The 4,440-nt window shown below is 67.1% G+C and carries 5 protein-coding genes and 1 pseudogene; 3 read left to right on the top strand and 3 right to left on the bottom strand.

Going from position 1 to position 4,440, the window contains the following annotated elements; all coding sequences use genetic code 11:
• Positions 1 to 507 (top strand): annotated as a pseudogene (locus A8G08_RS26800) (MFS transporter); the annotation flags it as partial.
• Here A8G08_RS26800 and A8G08_RS18815 read toward each other — a convergent pair.
• The gene (locus A8G08_RS18815) at positions 493 to 933 is read right to left on the bottom strand and encodes a YccF domain-containing protein (RefSeq protein ID WP_068277553.1); all 441 of its coding nucleotides are present in this window, start codon (positions 931 to 933) and stop codon (positions 493 to 495) included. The pseudogene A8G08_RS26800 and the gene A8G08_RS18815 overlap by 15 nt on opposite strands.
• 59 nt (positions 934 to 992) lie before the next feature.
• Between A8G08_RS18815 and A8G08_RS18820 the strand changes: the two genes are divergently transcribed.
• Positions 993 to 1,799, top strand: a complete 807-nt coding sequence (locus tag A8G08_RS18820) for a TrmH family RNA methyltransferase (protein ID WP_068277554.1) — start codon at positions 993 to 995, stop codon at positions 1,797 to 1,799.
• Positions 1,796 to 2,080, top strand: coding sequence for a DUF2537 domain-containing protein (locus A8G08_RS18825; RefSeq protein WP_068277557.1), 285 nt, complete (start codon positions 1,796 to 1,798; stop codon positions 2,078 to 2,080). Before A8G08_RS18820 ends, A8G08_RS18825 begins: the two co-directional genes overlap by 4 nt.
• A gap of 131 nt (positions 2,081 to 2,211) precedes the next feature.
• Here the strand turns inward: A8G08_RS18825 and sepH are convergent, their stop codons facing one another.
• Complete coding sequence (sepH, locus tag A8G08_RS18830) at positions 2,212 to 3,105, bottom strand: septation protein SepH (protein WP_068277563.1); 894 nt, start codon at positions 3,103 to 3,105, stop codon at positions 2,212 to 2,214.
• 153 nt (positions 3,106 to 3,258) lie between these two features.
• The gene (serC, locus tag A8G08_RS18835) at positions 3,259 to 4,380 is read right to left on the bottom strand and encodes a phosphoserine transaminase (RefSeq protein ID WP_068277560.1); all 1,122 of its coding nucleotides are present in this window, start codon (positions 4,378 to 4,380) and stop codon (positions 3,259 to 3,261) included.
• Between the last annotated feature and the right edge of the window lie 60 nt (positions 4,381 to 4,440).

Genomic DNA, 4,440 nt, shown 5'->3' on the forward strand with positions numbered 1-4,440 from the left:
GTGTTCGTGGTGGCGACGTTCGGGATGAACTTTGCGATCAGCCTTGCGGTATTGGCGCGCAACACCTTCGGCCGCGACGCCGCGTCCTATGGCTTGCTCACCACGATGCTGGCGGTGGGCACGCTCGCGGGTGCTGTCCTCGCGGCACGACGCCGCCGACCGGTTCGGATCAGCCTGTTCCTGTCGGCCGCGGTCGGATTCGGTGCGTGCGAACTACTCGTCGGGTTGATGCCCACCTATGCCCTTGTCGCGGTCGCACTCGTGCCGACCGGACTGCTGAACCTGACGTTCTCCACCGCGGCGATGAACATCCTGCAGTTGTCCGTCGCACCCCAACTGCGCGGCCGCGTCATGGGCATCTACATGCTGTTTTTCCTCGGCGGCACGCCAATTGGGGCACCGCTGCTCGGCTGGCTCGCCGATGTCACCTCGGCGCGCGCACCGTTGATAATCGGCGGCCTGGTGTCCCTGGTCGCCGGTGCTGCGGGCGGGTTAGTACTGCGCCGACGCGGGCTGGGTCACGCTGCCGTAGGCGAAGGACTGGTCGCTGGAGACGATCTTCTTCCCGAGCGGCATGATGCTGATCGGAATCATCTTGAGGTTCGCCCAGGCGAACGGGATACCGATGATCGTCACAGCCAGCGCGATGCTGGTGGCGATGTGGAAGAGCGCGAGCCACCAGCCGGCCACGATGAACCAGATGATGTTGCCGATCAGCGACCCCGCACCGGCGTCCTCGCGTTCGACCACCGTCCGCCCGAACGGCCACAGCACGTAGAACGCGATGCGTAGCGACGCGATGCCGAACGGGATCGTGATGACCAGGAAGAACAGCAGGAAGCACACGACGGCGGCGGCAAGATAGGCGAGCGCCAGCCAGAGCCCACTGATGACCAGCCAGAGCACATTCAGGACAAATCGCACGAGGCCCATGCGTAAAGACTGACACACTGCGCTGCTGTGCGCCGCAGTCTGTGCGGCAGGATGGTCGGGTGGCCGACGTGATCGATATCGACGACCCCGCGGACCCGCGGCTGGACGACTTCCGTGACCTGAACTCCTCCGATCGCCGTCCCGACCTGCCCGAGGGCAAGGGCCTGGTGATTGCCGAGGGTGTCCTTGTCGCACAGCGACTCCTCGACTCACGATTCGAGCCGATCTCCTTCCTCGGTGTAGAGCGCCGACGGGTGGAACTGGCCGACGATCTCGACGGCGTGGACGTGCCGTTCTACCGCACCTCCGCCGAGGTGATGGCCGAAGTGGTCGGATTCCATCTCAACCGCGGGGTGCTGGCTGCCGCGCATCGCCCGCCGCCGCTCGAACTCGCCGACGTACTGGAGAAGTCGCGCACCGTCGCGGTGCTCGAGGGCGTCAACGACCACGAGAACATCGGCTCGATCTTCCGCAACGCCGCCGGACTCGGCGCGGATGCCGTGCTGTTCGGCGACCGTTGCGCGGACCCCCTGTACCGGCGGGCGGTCCGGGTGTCGATGGGGCACGTGCTTCGGGTGCCATTCGCTCGGGTGCCGGACTGGCCTCGTGGCCTGGAAGTCCTGCGCGGCGCGGGATTTCAGATCATCTCCTTGACGCCGAATCCGAGCGCTGTGCCGTTGGCCGAGGCGATGACGGGTGATCGGGTGGCGGTGCTGCTCGGCGCCGAAGGTCCCGGGCTCACCGAACAAGCGATGCGGGCCACCGATATTCGCGCCCGCATCCCGATGGCACCCGGCACCGATTCGCTCAATGTGGCAACCGCCGCGGGCATGGCGTTCTACGAGCGCGTTCGGACCGCGTCGTGACCGAACCGGCCCCGGAGCAGACCGAGTCCACGCCATGGACGACCGGACTCCTCGTGAGCGCAATCGTCACGGCACTGGTCGCCACGGGCATCTACGCGTTCGGGGCCGCACTGGCCGATATCAACCCGATTCTCGCGGTGGTGATCAACATCGTTGCTGTCGGCGGTGCGGCACCGAGCGTCTGGCGCTGGCACACCGTCGCGGTGTGGCGCTGGGTGGTCTACGGAGCCATCGCCGGGGTCGCGCTCGGCTGGCTCGGACTGCTCGCGAGCGCGATCTAGGACCGGCCACCCGGTCACCGCGCACGCAATCCCGCGAGCGCGCACGCCCGGGCGTGCGCGGCGGCACAAAATAATGCGCGACGGACCAACGGAGACCCGTTGAGCCGTCGCGACATTCAGTACTTGATCAGTTAGCGGCCGGTACCCGAACTCCGCACGCCGAGCAGCACGTCCTCCCAGGACGGCATTGCCGGCTTGCCCTTCTTGTTCCGGGTGGTCGGGGTGTGCGCCGGCGCGGCCTTCCCCGGCCGTTCGTTGACGCGTTCCGCGACAGGTTCCTCGACGCGCTCCGGCTCCTGCTCAGGCTCGGGAATCGGCTCGGGCTCGACCTCGTCGACGGTGATGGTCTCCTGGACCTCGACCTCGGCTTCCACGATCACCGGCTCGGCCGGCGCTTCCTCGGCGCGAACATGTACGACCGGGGCAAGTCCGCGCAGCGGGCGTGCAAAGTCCGGATCGATCAGGTCACGGGCGGCGTCATCGAGCGCCGTCACCGTGCCGCCGTGGGCATCGAGCAGGAACTTCCAGTGCGCGGTGATGGTGCTGCGGCCGGCGGTCCAGCTCAGCTGGGCGACCCAGTGGCCTTCGTCGTCTTTCCAGGCATCCCATTCGGCCTGCTCGAAGTCGTGGCCGCGCTCACGGAACGCGGCACCGACCACGTCCGAAAGCGGTTCCACCGCCGGACCGTTGGGGCGCACGGGGTGAGCTTTCTGGGCGAGCTCGGCAGCGCGGGAGCGCTCGAGCAGCACCGGGTAGGCAAACCGTTCGACGCGTTGGGCCGGCATGCCGGACTCGGCGGCAACCTCCTCGATCGAGGCGCCGGAGCGGATTCGAGCCTGAATATCCTTGGGTCGCAAGGTGCTTTCCATCTCGATTTCGATCTGACCGAAGCGGGCAATGTCACCGCGCGATGCGGCGCGCAGTTTCTCATCGATGGGCAACCGGAACTTGTTCCCGGACTGGGTATCCGCGCAGATGACGTGCTTGCCGTCGCTTGCCAGGCCGATCACTCGAAGTTCCCGCACCTTGCCCTCCTCGGCGACTCGGCTCGCGATAACACCCGTGGCACGACAGTAATGCACTCGTGACCACAGCGCCGGGAGACACGCGCAACCGAAATGCGGGCCTTTTGGCCGGCACGGTCGATACGCTGCGAGATTTTGCGGAGAGCTGGCGCCTTACAGCTGGCCGACGACCCAGTCGATGCTTGCCGTCAGAGCGGAGATGTCGTCCGGCTCGATCGCGGGGAACATGCCGACGCGGAGCTGGTTCTTGCCGAGCTTGCGGTACGGCTCGGTGTCCACAATCCCGTTGGCGCGCAGGATCTTCGCGATCTGCGCGGCGTCGATGCCCTCGGCGAAGTCGATAGTGCCGACGACCTGCGAGCGCAGCGCCGGGTCGGTGACGAACGGCGTCGCGAAATCGCGGGACTCGGCCCAGCTGTACAGGCGCGACGAGGAATCGGCGGTGCGCTTCACGGCCCAGTCGAGGCCGCCGTTGCCGTTCATCCACTCGATCTGGTCGAGGAACAGCAGCAGCGTCGCCAATGCCGGCGTGTTGTAGGTCTGGTCCTTCGTGCTGTTGTCGATCGCGATCGGCAGCGACAGGAACTCCGGGGTGAAGCGGCCGGTGGCGTCGATCTCGGCGACCCGCTCGAGCGCGGCCGGGCTCATCAGCGCGATCCACAGCCCGCCGTCGGCGGCGAAGCACTTCTGCGGAGCGAAGTAGTAGACGTCGGCGTCGGCAGTGTTCACCGGCAGACCGCCCGCACCCGAAGTGGCGTCGATCGCGATCAACGCGTTCTCCGAACCGGCCAGGCGGCTCACCGGCACGGCGACACCCGTCGAGGTCTCGTTGTGTGCCCAGCCGATCAGGTCCGCGGCCGGGTCGGCGATCAGCTCGGGCGCGGTGCCCGGGTCCGAAGAAACGACGATCGGATCACCGATGAACGGGTTCTTCTTGGTGACCGTGGCGAACTTCGAGCTGAACTCGCCGTAGGTGAAGTGCTGCGAGCGCTCCCGGACCAGGCCGAACGCCGCCGCATCCCAGAACGCCGTGGTGCCGCCGTTGCCGAGCACAACCTCGTAGCCCTCGGGCAGTGAGAACAGCTCGCGCAGGCCGCTACGCACGCGCGCGACGACATCCTTTACCGGCTTCTGGCGGTGGCTGGTGCCGAACACCGACGCCCCCACGTCCGCTAGGGACTGCAACTGGGCCGGACGGACCTTGGAGGGGCCACATCCGAAGCGTCCATCGGCAGGCTTGAGGTCGGCGGGGATTGTCGGCAGCGCTGCAGTCATGGCCTTCAGGCTAGTCGGTGCGTCGCCGCCGGATTTACTCCATCCCGACATATGTGACCT

Source organism: Aldersonia kunmingensis, assembly GCF_001646865.1.
GTDB classification, from domain to species: domain Bacteria; phylum Actinomycetota; class Actinomycetes; order Mycobacteriales; family Mycobacteriaceae; genus Aldersonia; species Aldersonia kunmingensis.